General features: G+C 72.8%; 14 protein-coding genes. 7 read left to right on the forward strand and 7 right to left on the reverse strand.

The annotated features are described in order from the left end of the window. Positions 1 to 141: 141 nt before the first annotated feature. From B446_RS02145 to B446_RS02170, 6 genes are all read right to left on the reverse strand, one after another. Complete coding sequence (locus B446_RS02145; protein WP_020937755.1) at positions 142 to 801, reverse strand: response regulator; 660 nt, start codon at positions 799 to 801, stop codon at positions 142 to 144. Next, positions 798 to 2,201, reverse strand: a complete 1,404-nt coding sequence (locus tag B446_RS02150) for a sensor histidine kinase (protein WP_020937756.1) — start codon at positions 2,199 to 2,201, stop codon at positions 798 to 800. The genes B446_RS02145 and B446_RS02150 overlap by 4 nt, the downstream gene beginning before the upstream one ends. A gap of 179 nt (positions 2,202 to 2,380) precedes the next feature. Then, on the reverse strand, positions 2,381 to 3,802 hold the full coding sequence (locus tag B446_RS02155; protein ID WP_193384423.1) for an MFS transporter: 1,422 nt from the start codon (positions 3,800 to 3,802) through the stop codon (positions 2,381 to 2,383). A gap of 39 nt (positions 3,803 to 3,841) precedes the next feature. Continuing rightward, positions 3,842 to 4,795 carry a GNAT family N-acetyltransferase gene (locus B446_RS02160; protein WP_052352107.1) on the reverse strand — a complete coding sequence of 318 codons (954 nt, stop codon included), beginning with the start codon at positions 4,793 to 4,795 and terminating at the stop codon, positions 3,842 to 3,844. A 25-nt stretch (positions 4,796 to 4,820) separates the two neighbouring features. Then, a complete protein-coding gene (locus tag B446_RS02165) occupies positions 4,821 to 5,891 on the reverse strand; it encodes an MBL fold metallo-hydrolase (RefSeq protein WP_043474560.1) in 1,071 nt (356 codons plus the stop codon). Positions 5,892 to 6,106: 215 nt separating this feature from the next. Continuing rightward, positions 6,107 to 7,228, reverse strand: a complete 1,122-nt coding sequence (locus tag B446_RS02170) for a PP2C family protein-serine/threonine phosphatase (protein ID WP_020937760.1) — start codon at positions 7,226 to 7,228, stop codon at positions 6,107 to 6,109. A 230-nt stretch (positions 7,229 to 7,458) separates the two neighbouring features. Between B446_RS02170 and B446_RS02175 the strand changes: the two genes are divergently transcribed. Continuing rightward, entirely contained in the window at positions 7,459 to 7,971 is a 513-nt protein-coding gene (locus B446_RS02175; RefSeq protein WP_043474564.1) for a GNAT family N-acetyltransferase, read from the forward strand. Positions 7,972 to 8,065: 94 nt separating this feature from the next. Here the strand turns inward: B446_RS02175 and B446_RS02180 are convergent, their stop codons facing one another. Continuing rightward, complete coding sequence (locus B446_RS02180) at positions 8,066 to 8,803, reverse strand: flavodoxin family protein (protein WP_043477320.1); 738 nt, start codon at positions 8,801 to 8,803, stop codon at positions 8,066 to 8,068. Between the two features lie 341 nt (positions 8,804 to 9,144). Between B446_RS02180 and B446_RS02185 the strand changes: the two genes are divergently transcribed. The 6 genes from B446_RS02185 to B446_RS02210 all read left to right on the forward strand — a co-directional run bounded on the left by B446_RS02185 (position 9,145) and on the right by B446_RS02210 (position 18,476). Then, positions 9,145 to 10,662 carry an MFS transporter gene (locus B446_RS02185; protein WP_020937763.1) on the forward strand — a complete coding sequence of 506 codons (1,518 nt, stop codon included), beginning with the start codon at positions 9,145 to 9,147 and terminating at the stop codon, positions 10,660 to 10,662. Between the two features lie 399 nt (positions 10,663 to 11,061). Beyond that, positions 11,062 to 12,324, forward strand: coding sequence for a phenylacetate--CoA ligase family protein (locus tag B446_RS02190; RefSeq protein WP_020937764.1), 1,263 nt, complete (start codon positions 11,062 to 11,064; stop codon positions 12,322 to 12,324). After that, positions 12,321 to 13,613: an MFS transporter gene (locus tag B446_RS02195; RefSeq protein ID WP_020937765.1), complete on the forward strand. Its 1,293-nt coding sequence runs from the start codon at positions 12,321 to 12,323 to the stop codon at positions 13,611 to 13,613. The genes B446_RS02190 and B446_RS02195 overlap by 4 nt, the downstream gene beginning before the upstream one ends. Continuing rightward, entirely contained in the window at positions 13,610 to 14,809 is a 1,200-nt protein-coding gene (locus B446_RS02200) for a GNAT family N-acetyltransferase (protein ID WP_020937766.1), read from the forward strand. The genes B446_RS02195 and B446_RS02200 overlap by 4 nt, the downstream gene beginning before the upstream one ends. Next, a complete protein-coding gene (locus tag B446_RS02205; RefSeq protein ID WP_020937767.1) occupies positions 14,806 to 15,972 on the forward strand; it encodes an acyl-protein synthetase LuxE in 1,167 nt (388 codons plus the stop codon). The genes B446_RS02200 and B446_RS02205 overlap by 4 nt, the downstream gene beginning before the upstream one ends. Then, on the forward strand, positions 15,969 to 18,476 hold the full coding sequence (locus tag B446_RS02210) for an acyl-CoA reductase (RefSeq protein ID WP_020937768.1): 2,508 nt from the start codon (positions 15,969 to 15,971) through the stop codon (positions 18,474 to 18,476). The genes B446_RS02205 and B446_RS02210 overlap by 4 nt, the downstream gene beginning before the upstream one ends. Positions 18,477 to 18,577 lie beyond the last annotated feature (101 nt).

The raw sequence follows: 18,577 nt of genomic DNA on the forward strand, positions 1-18,577 counted from the left end.
GGCCCCGGGGGCGGTCCGTCGATAGGAATACAGGAGGATCGCGTCACCGTCTCCTCCTTGAGGAGGAGAGTGCGGCGGCCTGGGGAGGCGTGGCGGCCGCACGGAAGCAGGGGTCGTGGCCGACTGTCGGAGGGACGGTCGTCAGGGGCGGCGGGGCTGGACGAGGCCGTGGTCGTAGGCGGCGACGACGGCCTGGACACGGTCGCGCAGGCCGAGTTTGCGCAGAACCGCGGTGACGTGGTTCTTGACGGTGGCCTCCGACAGGCGCAGCCGCTGGGCGATCTCCGCGTTCGACAGGGCCTGCCCGATCAGGGTGAGGACCTCGCGTTCGCGCCCGGACAGGTCCTGCAGGGGCGGCGGGGGCGCCGGGTCGGGGGTGGCACGCAGGAACTGGTCGAGGACACGGCTGAGCACGGTGGGCGCCAGCAGGGCGTCGCCGCGCGCGGTGAGGCGGATGGCGTCGACGAGTTCGGCGGGGCGGATGTCCTTGAGCAGGAAGCCGCTGGCCCCGGCCCGCAGGGCGGCGACCACGTGGGCGTCCACGTCCCAGGTGGTCAGCACCAGGACCCGGGCGCGGCTGCCGGACTCGGCGATCTGCCGGGTCGCCTCGATGCCGTCCACCACGGGCATGCGTACGTCCATGAGGACGACGTCGGGGTCCAGTCGCCGAGTCAGCCGCACCGCCTCCCCGCCGTCGGACGCCTCGCCGACCACCTCCAGGTCGTCCCGGGCGTCGATAATCATGCGGAAGCCGGTGCGGACGAGTGTCTGGTCGTCGGCGACCACCACGCGCAGTGTCATGTCCGGCCCTCCGCCGGGTCCTGTGCTGCCGTTCCGCCCGCCGCTTCCCCCGGCAGGTCCTCTGCCGGGTCCGCCGGCATGTCCTCCGCCGTATCCGCCGGGATGTCCGCCGGCAGGCCCTTCGCCGTATGCGCCGGAACGTCCTCTGCGGTGCCGTCAGCCGTGCCCTTCGGCGTGCGCCGTGCCGGGGGTTCCACCGGCAGGTGGGCGGTCACCTCGAATCCGCCCGTGGGCAGGGGGCCGGCACGAAGGCTGCCACCCACGAGCCGTGCGCGTTCCCTCATCCCCACCAGACCCCGTCCCGCTCCGGCCGGTACCGGGCCGCCGCGTCGGCCTCCCTGCCTCGGGTGGCCGTTGTCCACCACGGCCACCCTCACGGCCTCCCTTCCGGCCGTCACGCGCACGCTGACCTCATCGGCGCCCGCCGCGTGGCGCAGGGTGTTGGTGAGGGCTTCCTGGACGATCCGGTACGCGGCCAGGTCCACGGCCGCGGGGAGGGCGTCGGTGGTGCCCTCGCGGTGCAGGTGGACGTTCATCCCGGTGGCGCGGACGCCGGCGATCAGTTCCTCCAGCCGGGCCAGGGTGGGCCCCGGCTGCCGCCCCTCCCCCGCGACACCCACCCCGGCCGCGCCGTCCGCCGCCGCACCCGTCCTGCTGTCACCGTCCTCCGGGCTGAACGCGCGCAGCAGCAGGCGCAGTTCACCGAGTGCCGAGCGGGCGCCTGCCTCGATGGCGTGCAAGGCCTGGCGGGCCTGGCCGGGGTTCCGGGTGAACACGTCGTCGGCGGCGGCCGCCTGGACGACCATCACCGACAGGGTGTGGGCGACGACGTCGTGGACCTCGCGTGCGATGCGCGCGCGTTCCTCGACCACGGCCCGGCGCGCCTCCGCTGCCGCCCGTTCCCGCTGGGCCCGGCGCCACTGACCCGCGGTCCACGCCAGGACCACGGTCAGCAGGTACACGGCGAGGCCGGCGGCGCCGCCCGCGCGGAAGGCCAGCGGGGCCGGCAGGCACATCGCCGCCAGCGCCCGCACCGAGATCCGCCGCGGCCTGGTGGCCGACAGCACGCACAGCGTGATCTGCGCCGCGAGCAGCGCGCCGGTCAGGGACACGGCGGGCAGCAGCGCCCACACCGTCAGCCCCGTCACCGCGTTCACCGCCAGTACGGCGGCAGGGGCGCGCGTCTGCCATCTGAGGGCGCAGGCCTGTGTGAGGACCAGGAGCACGGCGACGGGCAGCCGCGAACCGCGTTCCGCGCCGGCGACGACCACCGAGGTGCCCAGCACGGCGAGGACCACGGCGGCCGAGGCCCACCACAGCCTCCGTGCCGCCCGGGCCGGCGGTTCACCCGGCGCCTGCCCGGCGGACGCGCCGTCCGGGTGTGTCCTGCTGCCATCCACGCCCCGACCCTATCCAGGGGCGCGGGGCGGACCGTCGCGACAAGCCCGGGGCTGTTCGGGCACGGAGGCCGCCGACCGGATGACACGGCAGGGCGCGGAGCCGCGCTCGTCGGAGGGCCGGCCCAGCAGCTCGGGCGCGGCCATGCGCGGTCGTGGCCGCGCCGGACCTTCCGGAACGGTCAGCGCCCGCCGGGCTCGTGCGCCGTGCCCGTGGACGGAGTGCGCAGGCTCCGGTCGGCGACGGTGACGAGCAGGTACAGGACTCCGGCCCCGAGCATGATCCAGGCGAGGTGGTGCATGCCGTCCGTGCCGGCGTGCTGTCCGAAGGACGCGGCCGTGGCCGAGGAGGCGACCATCGAGCCGAGGTAGGCGAACGTCCGCAGCAGTCCGGCGGACGACCCGGTGCGCTGCGGATCGGCCTGGAAGTACACGGAGTTCTGGAGGGCCAGGCTGTTGGCGCCCTGTGGCACGCCGAAGACCACGGCGACGCACACGAGCATCCAGAGGGGGCTGGCCGCGCTCAGCGTCAGCATCAGCGCGCAGGCGGCGAGCTGGCCCACGCCGCCGAGCAGGAGCTTGCCCCGGACGCCCCTGTGCCGCCCCACGGTGACGGAGACGGCGATCCCCACCAGGAACATCGGGATCTGCACCAGTCCGGCGTGGAAGGGGGAGAGTCCGTACCCCTCCTCCGTCCACTGCGTGAAGCCGTAGAGGAACGCGTAGGAGACGACGTAGGCCACCAGCGCACGCCCATAGGTGGCCAGCAGCGGTGCGTTGCCCCCGAGCACCCGCAGGTCGATGAAGGGCGTCGTAGCGCGCAGTTCCCGCAGCGTGAACGCGGTGCCGGCGGCGATGGTGACCACCGGCAGGTACCAGGTCCGTGCGTGGAGGTTCATCAGGAACAGCAGCAGGGAGAACAGCGTCGCGGCGAACAGGGCCATGCCCGGCAGGTCGAGCAGCGTGGTCGGGCGGCCGCTCGGTGCGGCGCGCTTGTGCGGCTGTCCGGGCAGGCGCAGGGCACCCAGGGTGACCGCGACCGCGGCCAGGGGAATGTTGAGCGCGAAGGTGGAGCGCCATCCTCCCAGCCCGATCAGCAGGCCACCGAGCAGCGGGCCGATCACCGCGATGGTCTGGTTGGCCACGGCCAGGACGGTGAGGATGCGCGCGGGACTGTCCTTGCCGGTGCGCTCGGACTCGCTGCGTATCAGGGCCATGGCGGCGGGGTAGCCGGCGCAGGTGCCGAAACCGAGCAGGACGCGCGCCGCGACGAGAAGTCCGAGGCCGTGGGCCAGGGTGCCGACGAGCCCCGCGGCGCCGACGAGGCCGGTGCTGAGCAGGAACAGGCGCCGGGGCCCGAAGAGATCGATGAGACGGCCGACGATCGGCTGCCCCAGAGCGGTGGCCAGGTAGAGGGCCGACACCAACCAGGCCGTCTGCGACGGCGGCGCTCCGAACGCCTTGCCGATGGGGATCAGGGCGACCGCGATGATGGTGGAGTTGACCGGGTTGAGGATCGAGCCGAGCACCATCGGGGGCACCAGCCGGCGATCGAACTCGCTCGTTCTGGTGTCCTCTTGTGCGGCGGTGGTCCGGTCGGTCATGGAGTCCACCGTAGAATCATCAGTCTAGGCTGTCCAGTTTTACCTGCTCAGTTCATCCGCGTTCCTGGCGACGTCCTCGGCCGGTCGCAGGCCCTTGCGGAAGACCGTGGAGCTGTACCGCACCGTCATGCCCACCCGCAGGTACAGGGCGAGTGCCCCGGTGTCGGAGTGCGTAGCGAGGGTGCAGGTCCGCCGGCCCTGCCGGTGGAAGGCGCGGAAGACGTGGCGCAGCAGCAGGCGGGCGATGCCCTGATCGCGGTGGTCACGGTGTACGGCGACCTCCTCGACGTAGCCCTCGCCCGTCTCCGGTAGGTCCAGTGAGACGGCGGCGCCGACCAGTCGGTCGCCGTTGAACGCGAGTGCCGACATCGCGGGGGCGAAAGTCGGTCGTTCGACGGTGTGTCGGGCCCACTCGGGGTAGGACTTGCGCCGTTGCTGCCATTCGTCGAAGGCGTCCTCGACGAGTTGGTACGCGGCATGCTCATCGCCGGTGTGAAACGGCCTCACCGTGATGCCCGCGGGCGGCTCGGGTACCGTCGGCTCGTCGGGCATGGCGAACTGAAGCAGCCATTCGGTCACCATCGGCTCGTAGCCGCGCGAGCGCAGGAGCGTGACGGCGTCCCTGTGGTCGTCCGGGACGGTCTGGACGATCTGTTCGCTCCCCGCCCGACGGGCCCTCGCCTCGGCCCAGTCGAGGAGCGCGGCGCCGAGACCGCGGCCGCGGTGCTGCGGGTGCACGTCCACCTCGGAGCGCCGGTCCACCCAGGCTCGAGCGGCCAGCCGGCCCGCCTGGTCGTGGATCAACAGGGTGTCCAGCTCCAAGATCAGTCCCGGCCGGGCGAATACGGCGGCGACGCCCCCGGGGTCGGTGCGCGCCTGGCCGTGCATCTCGCACTCGCAGGCCGAGACCAGACGATGGATGCTGCCGATGTCCTGGATCGTCGCCGGGGCTGCCCGGTACCCGGGAGGAAGGGCAGGCGTGGGGTCTGGCATCGGTCGACCCTCCCGGGACGTCGGATCAGGCATCGCCCGGCTGCGCAGCGCCGAGGGTGTAGGTGGTTCCGACGCTGGTCTGCACCCATGCGTCGGGAAGGGCCGCGGCGAGGGCGTGCTGGGCGCGCCAGCCGGTGCAGTGGCCGGGGACGATCAGCTCGGGGGCGAGGGCGGTGAGGGCTGCCACCGTCGGGCCGATGACCGGCTCGAAGGCAGGGCCGCTCAGGTGGAAGCCGCCGATGAGGCCCAGCAGTCCGCTGACGCCGGTGAGCCTCATGGCGTGCCGGATGATGTTGACGACTCCGGCGTGCCCGCACCCGGTGACGACGACCAGTCCCCGGCCGCGCACGTTGACGACGAGTGCCTGGTCGTCGATGACGGTGGGGTCGTGCCGCCAGCCGCTGCCGTCCCAGGCCTGGTGCGCCGACGGCATGCCGTGTTCGAACTCGGTGACGCGGTCCACCTCGCCGGTGATCAGGATGCCGCCGGCCAGCAGCGACGGCTGCCGCCGCTCGATCACCTCGAACCCTTCGCGTTCCAGGGCACCTCGCGACAGCGTGGGCATCTTCAGCTCCTGGCCGGCCGGCAGCTCGAGGCGCCGGCGGGTCCAGACCGCGGGGTGGACGGTGAGCGGCAGGCCGGAGCGACCGCGCAGCCGGGCCAGGCCGTCGAAGCCGCCCGCGTGGTCGAAGTGCCCGTGGCTGAGCACCACGCCCTGCAGGCCGCCGACATCGACGCCCAGACGCTCGGCGTTCACCGACAGCCCGTCCGGCGACGCTCCGGTGTCGAACAGCAGCGTCGTGCTGGCGCCGCCGCTTCGGACGGTGACCAGGGCGGAGAACCCGTGCTCGGCACGGAGCCCGGCGGGGGTCTCACCGCCGGCGAACTGCCGAGCGGCGGTCCACCCGGCGCCCGCCGACGCCCGGGTGACGCCTTCGGCGGAGGCCAGCAGGGCGTCGTAGGTGTTGTCGACCATCGTCGTGACCCTGACCTCGTCGACCTCCGGCAGCGTCACCGGGTCGACGGCCGGCCCCTGCGCGGCACGAGGCGCCGACCAGGCCGCCTCGGCCCCCGCATACCCGTGATCGTCACACATGCCGGAAACCGCCTCCCCACCGAACCGGCCCACCGGGGAAGCGGATCCCTGGTGCGAGCCGCAGGCCCCGGCGGTCGCGCCGACCGGACCGGCCGCGAGCGCCGCACGCCGTCATGCTTCCACCCGCGCGGGCGGGACGCCAATGTCACACAGCGGTCGCCGTCACGCAGTGGTCGCCGCCCGGGCCGGCGCGGAGGTATCCCGGGTCCGGGGATTCAGAGGGCCAGGCGGCGGATCGCGACGGCGGCCGCGTCGTCGTTCAGGTGGCCGCGGACGTGGGCCAGCAGGTCGTCGTGGAGAACGCGCAGGAGTTCGTCGGGGTCGTCCTTGGTCCACGCGGCCGCTCGTTCGGTGAGCGGGTAGAAGAGGTGGTCGGTGTCACGTGCTTCGATGACGCCGTCCGTGTACAGGAGGAGCAGGTCGCCGACCTCGAACGGGAATGTCTGCACCTCGTAGGCGGTGATGCCGAAGGCGCCGCCGAGTCCGATCGGAAGGTGGCTAGCCTCCGGCGTGAGGGGGGTGAGGTGAGTGCCGCGCAGGAGCAGCGGCGGTGGGTGGCCGCAGTTGATGAGGTGGACGACCGGTTCGTGGTCGGGGATGTCGAGCAGGATCGCGGTGGCGAAGTCCTCGCCGGTGTCCTGCTCCGTCTGCGAGCACCACTGGCTGCTGTCCCAGCGGAAGGCGGCGTCCAGGTGGATGGCGAGGCGGGGCAGGGTGGCCTGCCGGTGGGCGGCCGCGCGGAAGGCGCCGAGGAGCAGGGCGGTGTTGTTGATCGAGGCCAGGCCGTTGCCGCGGACGTCGCCGATGAGCAGCCGGGTGCTGTGGTGGTCGGTCCGCGCGGCCGCGTACAGGTCCCCGCCCAGATCGGCTTCCTCCTCGGCGGGGATGTACAGGCCGGCGATCCGCAGCGGGCCCGCGCGGCCGGGCAGGGGCTGCAGCAGCACGCTCTGCGCCGCTTCGGCGACGGACCGCACCCGGTGCAGCTGGCGCTCACGCCGGTCCCGTAGGACGCAGATGCCGACGCAGACGGCCGAGACGACGACCAGAGCGCTGACCTGGGCCTGGATGTTGGCGGTGAACAGGCCCTCTCGCAGCACACCGATCAGCATCTGCGCCGCCACGGCGAGCGCTCCCATCAGCGCCGTCACGCGGGCGCCGGCGAACGCCACCGTGATCGCCGGTGCCGCCACCAGCAGGGGCCCGAGGTGAACGTGCGGCGGAGCCAGCACGTCCACCACGCAGACCACAACGATCAGCCCCAACGGGATCACCATCAGCGCGGGTGCGTGACCCGGCCGCCAGGACCACCGGAACTCCCGCCACGGTCGCAACGCCATGCCCCAAGCTTTCCACCCACCTTGTGTGCGGGCACGCCCCGCTCCGGGGGCTGGGGCCGCGCACCGTGCTGCCTTCCGGGTCCGGAGAAGCCGGAGCGGGGAGCACTCTTCCCCGGCTACGGCCCACCGGCCTGCATGGCCAAGACCCAGCCGCCCCGCGGGACGTCACCCAGCGGTCCCCGGAAAACCTCCGCGCGAGACGGACCTCCCCTCGCGTACCGTCCCGGGCCATGACTGTGTTGCACGGTGCTCTCGTCGTACTCCGCCCCACCGTCACCGAGGACGTCGCCGCCCTCGCGGCCATCCGGGCCACTCCTGAGGTACGTGCCCGGTGGAGGGGTGGAGACGACCTCGAAGCCGACGTCGCGGCCGATGTCGAAGACCCCGGGTCCCACTGCCTGACCGTCGAGCACCAGGGGCGGATCGTCGGCATGATCCAGTGGTACTCCGAGGAGGAGCCGGACTACCGGCACGCCGGAATCGATCTCTTCCTCGCGCCCACCGTGCACGGCAGCGGACTGGGCACCGACGCGGTACGCACGCTGGCCCGCCACCTCGTCGACGCGTGCGGCTACCACCGGCTGGTCATCGACCCGGCGGCCGACAACACCGCGGCGATCCGCTGCTACGAGAAGGTCGGGTTCCGGCCGGTGGGCATCATGCGGCAGTACGAGCGCGGTCCGGACGGCACCTGGCACGACGGCCTCCTGATGGACCTCCTGGCCGCCGAACTGACGCCTTGAGCTCCCGCTCACGGACCGGACGGCGAGGCGAGGCAAGGCGAGGCGAGGCGAGGGGCTGGGGCGTACCCGGAGGGTACGCACCCCGTGCTCCGGGTCAGCGGTGTTCGGGATTCTCGTAGTCGTGGCGGCAGCCTGCGTCCCAGGCGGTGCGCTGGTTGCCGAAGGCGGGGATGCCACCCGCGTCCTTGAGGAGGCGCGCGAGGTGGAGCAGGTTCCAGGTCATGAAGGTGGTGTTGCGGTTCGTGAAGTCGTTCTCCGGTCCGCCGGAACCGGCGTCGAGGTAGGAGGGACCGGGACCGGCCTCGCCGATCCAGCCGGCGTCGGCTTGGGGAGGGATGGAGTAGCCCAGGTGCTGCAGGCTGTAGAGGACGTTCATCGCGCAGTGCTTGACGCCGTCCTCGTTCCCGGTGATCAGACAGCCGCCGACGCGGCCGTAGTAGGCGTACTGCCCGGCATCGTTGAGCAGGCTGGAGCACGCGTACAAGCGCTCGATCACCCGCTTCATGACCGAGCTGTTGTCGCCGAGCCAGATCGGGCCGGCCAGGACGAGGATGTCCGCGGCCATGACCCTTTCGTAGAGCGCCGGCCAGGCGTCCGTCCGCCAGCCGTGCTCGGTCATGTCCGGCCAGACTCCGGTCGCGATGTCGTGATCGACCGCGCGCACGACGTCGGCCTGGACGCCCTGAGTCCGCATGATGCGCACGCTGCGGTCGATCAGCCCCTGGGTGTTGCTGCGCTCCGGTGACCGCTTCAGCGTGCAGTTGAAGACCACGGCGCGCAGGTCGTCGTAGGCGGCAGGTGGTGCGTCGATCGCCCCTGGATCACTGGTCACGAGTTCGGTGCCTCCGGGTGCCGTGCCGCCGTGCCCGTCACGGCGGTACCGGCTCCCCATCGTGCGGGCGCGGCGCACTCGACGGCGGTCACGGCACAACGGCGGGCCGGCAACCACCCTGACAGTCGAATCACGTCGCCGGCCGGCGGCCGTTCGGGGCGTCTGTGGTGGCTGCCGGAGCAGGGCAGCGGCCCTGAGCCGTCCGGGAGCACCACGGCGCAGGATGGTGTTCGGGCAGGGCCGCTTCCCGGAGGTGACCGGGTCGCGGGCCACCGTGTGTGCTCACGCCCAGGTCGGGGAACTTGGGTCGTCCGGGTGCGGCCCGGGTGAGAGGAGCCCAGGTGACGAAGTCGTCGGCGGCGGGGGACGGCCGTGAGCCGGACGTCCAGGAGACGGGGTACGAGCCGGATCCGCGCCGGTGGCGAGCCCTGTGGGTCACTTTGGTGGCCGGCTTCATGAGCCTGCTCGACGTGACGATCGTGGCGGTGGCACTGCCCACCATCCAGCGTGACCTGCACGCTTCTCCCGCGCAGGTGCAGTGGGTGGTGTCCGGGTACGCCCTCACGTTCGCCCTGGCCCTCGTCACCGCCGGCCGGCTCGGCGACGCCCTTGACCGGCGGCGCATCTTCCTGCTCGCCCTGAGCGGCTTCGTGATCTGCAGCGCGGCCTGCGGAGCGGCCCCCGACATCACGCTGCTGGTGGTGGCCCGCCTCGCCCAGGGCCTGGCGGCCGGCTTCATGGCGCCACAGAACTCCGCGCTCATCCAGCAGATGTTCCGGGGTGCCGAGCGCGGCCGGGCCTTCGGGTTCTTCGGCGGCACGGTGGGCATCTCCGCCGCCGCCGGCCCGATCACCGGCGGCGCCATCCTCGCCCTGGCCTCCGGCGGGCAGGGCTGGCGGTGGATCTTCTACGTCAACCTGCCCATCGGCATCCTCGCCGTCCTCCTGGGGCGACGTCTGCTGCCCCACACGCAGCGCTCCGGCCGGGGACACGTGGACGTGCCCGGGGTGCTGCTCCTCGGCGCCGGGGTCCTCGCGTTGATGTACCCGCTGGTCCAGGCGGACTCCGGCGGCCTCGGCCGCCTGTGGTGGCTCTTCCCGGTCGCCGCGGCGGTGCTCGCCGCCTTCGTGCAGTGGCAGCGCCGGCTCGTCGCCCGGGGCACCCAGCCGTTGCTGGACCCTCGGCTGTTCAGCACCGTGCGCGGGTACGCCGTCGGCGCGGGCGTCGGCACGCTGTACTTCATCGGTTTCAGCGGCGTGTGGCTCGTCTTCGCCCTCTTCTACCAGCACGGCCTCGGCTTCTCGCCGCTGAGGTCCGGCCTGGCGGTGACCCCGTTCGCCGTCGGCTCGGCCGGCGCGGCCGTCGTCGCGGGGCGGCTGGTCGAGCGGTTCGGCCGTCTGCTCACCGTGTGCGGCCTCACAGGCGTGATCCTCGGCCTGGGCGGCACCGCGCTGCTGCTCCGCTACGGCCCCATCGGCACCGCTCCCTGGCTGGCCGCCCCCGTCCTGCTGCTCGGAGGCATCGGCAGCGGGTTCGTCGTCTCCCCCAACATCACCATGACCCTGCGCGACGTTCCCGTGCACATGGCGGGCTCGGCGGGAGGCGCTCTGCAGACCGGCCAGCGACTCGGGGCCGCGGTCGGCACCGCCGCCCTGCCCGGCCTCTACTACCTGATGCTCGGCAGGAACGGCGACCATCGCGGCGCCCTCGCCGTCGCCCTGGCCGCCGCACTCGTCGGCATGGCGGCGGCCCTGGCCCTCGCCCTGTCCGACTGGAGCCGCGACCGGCGCGAACACGGGCCACGCCGCACATGTCCGGACGAAGTCGCCAACAATCCGATGCACACGCGCCAGACCTGACCGAAGAATCTCCTGACCGAATACGTCCGGCCGCATTCGGCCTCAGCGCTTTCCGGCCATGCCCTGGAATGCCATGATCGGACCTCGTTCCATAAGGAACGCTTGAGCCTTCCGCAACAGGCTTTTATATCAATGCCCTTGATGTGATCACCGTCTCCGGTTCCGGTGGAACCGATGGTCCGCCGAACGCATCCGCGGGCATTCAAGCCCCTTCCATGGATGGGCAGTTGGCGCAAGAGGCGTCCCGAATGGTGAGATACGCTGGTCCTGCGGACGCCCGCTCACCAGCGGTGCTCTGCTTCTTCACATCCCTCGCGACCCGGTCCCTGTCAGTGGACTCGATCCGTCGCGCCCGCCGGCCTTTTCCTGTCGGCGGACCACGCCTTCGAGCAGGAATCGATGCCCGTTCAACCACTCGCGGAGCTCGTACGTTTCGCCCGCCGAAACTCCCCCTTCTACCGTGAGCTCTACTCCCGGCTCCCCGACGAAGTGGCTCATGTCACGGACCTTCCGGTGGTGCCGCAGGCCGAATTCTGGCGGGCCAATTCCCCCCGGGACAACCGGCTGCTGACCGCTCCGCTGGCCGAAGCCGTCGTGTTCCGCAGCGGCGGAACCACGGGGTCGCCGAAGTTCTCCTACTACACCCGCACGGAGTGGCGGGAGTTCACCGCCACGTTCGGCCGCGGTCTGGCCGGTGCCGGTCTGCGCCCGGGTCACCGCGTGGCGGACCTCTTCTACGCGGGCGACCTGTACGCCAGCTTCAGCTTCGTCCTCGACTCACTGCACCGCTCCCCCGTGGCCAACGTCCGCCTGCCCATCGGTGGCGCGTCGCCCTGGGAGTCCACCGCGGCCACCCTGGAGGAGTTCCGGGCCCAGGTCGTCGCCGGCACACCGACCACCCTGTGCGCGCTCGCCGAGCGCCTCGCCCACGCCGGGCGGACACTGCCGGACGTGGAACTGCTGTTCTTCGGCGGCGAATGCCTCTTCAGCGACCAGCTTCCGCTGCTCAAGGCCGCGTTCCCGAACGCCGAGCCGCGCTCCCTCGGCTATGCGAGTGTCGACGCGGGACTCCTGGGAGCGGCCGTGCCCGGCGACGACCCGCGTGTGCACCGGGCGTTCGTCCCCGACACACTCGTCGAGATCCTCCACGACGAGACCGACCTGCCCGTCGACGCCGACGGTGTGCCCGGGCGGCTGGTCGTCACCAGTCTGTGCCGTCGGCTCATGCCGGTCCTGCGCTACCCGGCGGGCGACCGGGCCGAGTGGGTGGACCGGGCAGCCGGTGTCTTCCGTATCCTCGGGCGCGCCGAGGAGGGGGTGCGGGTCGGTCCCGTCTCCCTGTACACCGAGGACGTCCACGACGTCGTCGCGGCCGCCGACACCTCGGGTGAGGTGACCGGTGTCCAGCTCGTCGTGCGGCGCCGGGACGGCCGGGACGGTCTCGTGCTGCGGCTCGCGGTCGCCGAACCGGGCGCCGTACGCGCCGAGTTGGGCACCGCCGTCGTCGCGGCGGTCCTCGCCCAGCGTCCGTTCTACGCCGACGCCACCGCCGCCGGGCACGTCGACCCGCTGGCCGTCGAATGGGTGCGGCACCGCGACCTGGCGGTCAACTCCCGCTCCGGCAAGCTCGTCCGGGTGCTCGACGAACGGCCGCACTCGTGAGCGCGGCACCCGCGCCCGCGCGGCGCCTGCCGCTCGTCCTTCGCAACCCCTCCTTCGGCCGGGTCTGGGCCGGTCAGCTCCTCACCCAGGCCGCCGGGCGGATGTTCCAGGTCGGGGCGGTGTGGTGGCTCGTGGGATACGCGGGCGGCCGGCACCGCGGTCTCGACTCGGGCCTCTTCCTCATGGTGAGCACCCTGCCCGCGGTGCTGCTCGCCCCCGTCGTCGCGCGCGTCGTCGAGCGGCACGCGCACCGCACGGTGCTGGCCGCGGCGGCGGCCGTCGCCGGCGTGGTGGCCGCCGCTGCCGCCGTCGTGGCCCACACCGGCACGCTGCCCGTGGCCGCCGCCTACGCGGTCGGGCTGGCGCTGGCCGGCTGCCAGGCGGTGTTCGACCCGTGCCTGACCACGTCGGTGCCGGAACTCGTCGAGGACGCCGACATCGAGGCGGCCACCGGATTCGAGCTGTCCACGCAGTCCGTCGCCGGCCTGTGCGGAGGGCTGCTCGGCCCGCTCGTGGTGGACGCGGGCTCGCTGGACGCGGTCGTCGCCGCCTGCGCCGCCGCGTACCTGCTCGCCGCCCTGCTGGTCGTCTCCGCGCGCTTCCCGCGCCCCGCGTCCACGGCCACGCCCTCGGACGGCCCGGTATCCGAGCGGCGCACGCTGCGCCGGATACTGGCCGAGCTGCCGTTCATCCGCCGCGTACTGGTCTGCTTCGCCGCCGCCAACATCTTCACCACGGCCGTCTACGTCGTGATGCCGCTCTACACCCGGCAGGTGCTGCACGCGAGCGGCTCGACCGTCGCCTCCCTGGAGGCGGCCCTCGGTGCGGGCACCCTGGTCGGGTCGTTCACCGGCGGACGTCTGCCGGGCCGCCCGGTCGCCGTCGGCAGCGCGTGCCTGACGGTGATGGCGGCGGCCCTCGCGCTGCCGGGGCTGTTCGCCCAGCATGCGGCGGCTCTCGGCTCGATGGCCGTCGCCGGCTGGTGCGTCGGAGTGATCGGCGTGCGGTTCGTGGCGCTGTTCCAGCGGCTGGTCCCCGCCGACGACAAGCCGGGCTTCTTCGCCGTGATGCAGGCGCTCCTGGGAGCGACGTTCCCGGTGTCGTCGCTCGTGTTCGGCGCGCTGGGCGACCAGTTGACCGCCCGGACCCTGTGTCTGGCGCAGGGCGCCGGGCTCGTACCCGTGGCGCTGACGCTGTGGTGGCTCGGTGACCGTGATGACCGTGATGACGCCGCCGCACGGCGGACATCGACCTCACCGGCGGCGGCTCCGGCGGGAGACCGGTCATGACCGTCGTCCTCTCCCCCGCCCACGTGCAGGACATCGCGGAGCTGCGGCAGTTGTACTTCGAGGTGTACGGCCACGGCTACCCGGTGCCGCTCGGCAGCGACCCGGTCGTCATGCGCCGACTGCTCACGGACGGCACCGCGCACTGGCTCACCGCCCGTGCGTCCGGCGGCGCCCTCGTCGGCTCCGCAGTCGTCGTCACCGAGCCCGGCAGCCGCATCGGCAAGCTGGTCGGCCTCGCGGTCCACCCGGGCCACCGCGGCGGCGGACTCGCCTCCCGGCTGACCGGCGCGGTGTGCGGGGAGGCGTTCGGCACCGGCCGCCTGGACTCGGTGTACGCCACCGTCCGCGTGGTCACCGCGGGCCCTCAAGCCGTCGTCGTGCGCAACGGTTTCCGGCCGCTCGGCCTGCTGCCGAACGCCGTCGAGGTCGACGGGTGCGAGACGCTGGCGCTGTTCGCCCGCTATGCCGACGGCGTGCTGGACCGGCGCGCACCCGTGGCGGCCGTACCGGAAGGGCTGTCGGCGCTCCTGTCCGCCGCGTCGGCCGGCGTGGGCATCGACTACGCCGACACCCGGAGCGGCTCCAGCCGGGACGCGGCGGGCACGGCGGGCACGGCGGCCAGGGTGCGCGAGGCCACCAAGGCCACCAAGGCCATTAGAACTACGGGAACCACCGGAGCCGAGCCGATCGAGCTGATCGCGGCTCCCGGCTTCGTGCGGCGGCGCTTCCTGGAACTCTTCCCCCAGGCCGGCGACCGGTTCTTCCCGCTGCACACGCCCAACGCGGTGCTGGCCGCGGCCGACGGCAGCTTCGAGGCGTACGCCGATCTCGACCCGGTCGCGGGCAGCTGCGCCCTGGTCGCCGTCCACCCCCGCCCCGCCGCGGTGGCCGGGGCCCTCGAGGGGCTGATGACCACGGTCACCCGAGCGGGCGCGGACTACGCCGAGGCGCTGCTGCCACTGGCCGACACCGAGGCCCTGGAGGTCTTCCTCGCCTCGGGGTTCGTGCCCAGCGCGCTCTACCCGGCGATGCGGCGCATCCACGACCGCCTGCACGACTACGTGGTGCTGTCGCGCACCAGCCGTCAGATCGACTTCCGCACCACCGCCGTCAGCCCACTGCTGCGGCCGTACCTCGGCGCCTACCTGAGTGCCTGGACCTCCACCTACCTGCCCCTTCACGAGGTGTCCCGATGAAACCCCATCTCGCTCCCGTCGAGGTTCCCGACCTCGCGGCACTCGGCCATGTGCAGCAGTTGTGCGACCTGGCGGAGCCGTACGCGCATGGCAGGGCCGCCGACGAGCTGTTCGCCGCGGCGATGGCCGAGACCAACGCCTGGCACGCCGGCCGCTCGTCCTTCTTCGCCGCCCTGCTCGACGACCCGGCCGAGACCGCGGCACCCACCGTCGGCGACGAGGTGCGCACCCCGCTCGTGCCCGCCGCGTTCTTCAAACGCCATGAGGTGCTGTCGGTCCCCCGCGAGGACGTGTTCCTGCACCTGACCTCCTCGGGCACCACGGGCCAGAAGTCGCAGATGTTCTTCGACGAGTGGACCATCCGCTCCGCGCAGCGCATGGTGGCCCGGATCTTCGACCACTACGGCTGGATCACCCCCGACCAGCCGGTCAACTACCTGCTCTACAGCTACGAGCCGGCACCGGCGCTCAAGCTGGGCACCTCGTTCACCGACAACTACCTGTGCGACTTCGCCCCGGCCCGGCACACCACGCATGCCCTGCGGCACACCGGCACCGGCCACGAGTTCGACGTGAACGGCTGCATCGCGGCGCTCCACCGCTACGCCGAGGACGACGTACCGGTGCGCATCCTGGGCTTCCCCGCGTTCCTGTACTTCACCCTGGAGCGGATGCGGGCGATGGGCCTGCCGCCGCTGCGGCTGCCCGAGGGCTCCCTGGTGGTGCTCGGCGGCGGCTGGAAGGGCCACGCCGACCGGCAGATCGCCAAGGACGCGTTCTACGCCGAGGTGAGCGAACGGCTCGGCGTCCCGGGCGACCGGATCCGCGACACCTTCGGCTCGGTCGAGCACTGCGTGCCCTACGTCGAGTGCGCCGAGCACCGGCTGCACGTGCCCGTGTGGTCACGCGCGGCGGTGCGGGACACCGGGACGCTGCGCCCGCTGCCGTACGGCGAACGCGGGTTCCTGCACCTGGTCAGCCCGTACATCACCTCGGTGCCCGCGCACAGCGTGGTGATGGGCGACCTCGCGTCGCTGCATCCGGGCGAGGAGTGCCCGTGCCCGTCGTCCACCGACTGGTTCACCGTGCACGGCCGTGCCGGGGTGAGCCGCAACCGCAGCTGCGCCGTCGCCGCCGCCGAACTGATGAAGGGAATGGCGTGACCACCTCCGTACTCCACCTCTGGCAGGGCGAGTTCGTCGACGAGGCAGAGGCCGGCCGACGGCTCGACGCGCTGCCGGAGCTCGCCGGACGGGTCCTGAGCCGTCCCCTGCCCACCGACGTGGTGCTCGGCGCCTGCGCCGCGGTCGCCCGCGACCTGACCGACCCCGCCTCCGCGCTGTACGGGCGGCTGGCCGCCCACCTGCCCGCCGGGGAGGCCCCTGCCGTCCTGGGCGAGCTGGCGGCCGCCCTGACCCGGGAGGCGCTCGAGCGCAAGCTGAGGCGAGAGCTGGGGGGCCTGCGCCCGGAACGGCTCACCCGGCCGGACGCCCGGGAGACGGTGTACGAGGCATGGGCACCGGTCGGCCTGCTGGTGCACATCGCACCGGGCAACGCAGCGGCCGTGGCGCCGCTGAGCGTCGTCGAGGGACTGCTGGCGGGCAACCTCAACGTGCTCAAGACCAGCAGCTCCGACCCGGGTCTCGCCCTCGACCTGCTCGCCGCCCTCGGTGCCGCCGACCCGTCCGGGCTGATCGCCGAACGCGTCGTCGCCCTGCGCTTCCCGTCCTCGCGCCGCGCGTGGCTCGAGGCGCTGTGCGGGCACGCCGACACGATCGCGGTGTGGGGTGGCGAGGACGCGGTACGGGCGGCGGGCGAACTGGCCCCGTCCGGCTGCCAGGTGGTCGCGTGGGGCCATCGGATCTCCTTCGCCTACCTCACCGGACGGGCCGCGTCCGAGGTGGACGTGCTCGACGTACTCGCCGAGGATGTCTGCCGACTGGAACAACAGGCCTGCTCCAGCCCGCAGGTGATCTACCTCGACACCGAGGACACCGGGGAACTGTTCGCGTTCGCGGGCCGGTTCGCCGAGCGGCTGGCGAAGGTCTCCGGCGCTCGGCCGGCGCCGCTGCCAGGCCCGGCCGAACGTGCCGAGATCACCACCGTGCAGCAGCTCGCCCTGCTCGAACAACACCTGGGTCTCACTCGTGTGTTCGCGGCCGAGGACGGTTCCTGGCGGGTGCTGGCCGACACCCGGCCCGCACTCGACGCCTCTCCGCTCCACCGCAGCGTCCGGGTCAAGCCGCTGCCCCGGCACGCGGTCACCGCGACGCTGCGGCCCATGCGCCGCTACCTGCAGACGGCGGCGGTCGCGGGCGACCGCGCCGACGTGGCCGCGCTCTCCCGGGCGATGTTCGCCGCGGGTGTCACCCGCGTCACCCCGGTCGGCTCCATGCTGGAGAGCTACGACGGCGAACCACACGACGGCGTCTACGCGTTGCAGCGCTACAGCCGCAGGGTGAGCCTGCGCACGGCGGACCCGGACTTCACGACCGTCGCCTGCCCCGACGACCTGACAGCGCCCCCCGTTCTGCCTCCCGCGCCGGACGCACCGCTGCTGGGCAAGGAGGGTGTGCAAAGTGCCCTCGCCACCCTGGACCCGCGCCACGCACACCTGTACTTCCGCAGCGGCGGCTCCACGGGCGCTCCCGCGCTGTCGGTGTTCACCTGCGCCGACTACGACAACCAGATGCGCGCCGCGGCGGACGGACTGCTCGCCGCCGGCTTCGACCCGGCCCGCGACCGAGCGGCCAACCTCTTCTACTGCGGCGGGATGTACGGCAGCTTCATCAGCTTCTTCTCCATCCTGGAGCGGCTGAACGCCACCCAGATCCCGATGGCCGCGGGCCCCGACCACGCCGTGGTCGCCGACGCACTGATCACCCACGACGTGGACACCCTCTTCGGCATGCCCTCCTACCTGTGGCAGCTGCTGCACGCCGAGGGCGACCGGTTGCGGGCCCACGGCCGGATCCGGAAGGTGTTCTACGGCGGCGAGCACTTCACGGCCGAGCAACGCCGCGTGCTCATTGATGACTTCGGAGTCCAGGTCATCCGCTCCGCGGCCTACGGCAGCACCGATCTCGGCCCCCTGGGCTACCAGTGCGCCTCCTCCGAGGGCTCCGTCCACCATGTGCTGACCGACCTGCACACCCTGGAGATCCTTGACCCCCACGAGGACCGGCCGGTCGCGCCGGGCGAGCCGGGACGGCTCGTGTTCACCTCCCGGGCGCGGGCGGGCCAGCGGCTGGAACGCTACGAGATCGGTGACCTGGGCCGTGCCGTCGCGGGCCCGTGCGCGTGCGGCAGCCACGTGCCCCGGCTGGAACTCCTCGGACGCTACGGCGACGTCGTGCGGGTGGGCACGTACTTCGTCAACTACCGGCGCGTCGCCCAAGCGGCGCAGGAGCGGCTCGCCTACCACGGCGAGGTGCAGATGGTCGTCGAGTCGGGCGCGGACCGGGAACGGCTGACCGTCCGCCTCGACGAGCAGTACGCCACCGACCCCGAGGCCGCCCGCACGGCACTCGCGCACGAGGTGACGGAACTGGCCTCGGCCGAGGAAGAAGGACTGCTGACACTCACCGTGCGGACCGTCCCCCGGGACGCGTTCGAACGCACCCCGACCAGCGGAAAACTGCGCACGGTCATCGACCTGCGCAGCTGACGCCAGTCGGGGCCGAGGGGGACGGGGCCCCGGAGGGGGGAAGAAGGCCGGGCTGCGACGCGAAGCAACGCGTCGCAGCCCGACCCAGGCCATCGCAGCCC

It is taken from the genome of Streptomyces collinus Tu 365 (genome assembly GCF_000444875.1).
In the GTDB taxonomy this organism is placed as follows: Bacteria; Actinomycetota; Actinomycetes; order Streptomycetales; family Streptomycetaceae; genus Streptomyces; species Streptomyces collinus_A.